Source organism: Paraburkholderia sp. SIMBA_030, from assembly GCF_046535245.1.
Taxonomy (GTDB): domain Bacteria; phylum Pseudomonadota; class Gammaproteobacteria; order Burkholderiales; family Burkholderiaceae; genus Paraburkholderia.
In genome coordinates this window covers 1-251 of record NZ_JAWRXB010001165.1, presented here as the reverse complement: position 1 = coordinate 251, position 251 = coordinate 1, and the positions used below count along the sequence as shown (strand labels likewise).

Sequence of the window (251 nt, the reverse complement as noted above, 5' to 3'; positions counted from 1 at the left end):
CTTTGCCAATGTCGTCGACGCCGTTTCGCCGGCCGTCGTCTCCGTCCGCGTCGAATCCCGCATCAAGCCGGCGTCCGACGACGGCAACGGTTTTTCCTTTGACTTCAATGGCCGCGGTTTCGACGACTTGCCGGACGATCATCCGCTGAAGCGCTTCTTCAAGCAGTTCGGTGAACAGGGTCCGAATGGCGGCGAGGGCCAGGATGGCCAGCAGCGTCCGCCGCGCCACTTCGGTGAGCGTGGTCCGGGCC

1 protein-coding gene is annotated in these 251 nt (G+C 64.5%); it reads right to left on the bottom strand.

Annotated elements, in window-relative coordinates:
- Positions 1–251: hypothetical protein (locus SB772_RS43700; RefSeq protein WP_410838989.1), on the bottom strand; the 251-nt coding region annotated here is incomplete at both ends.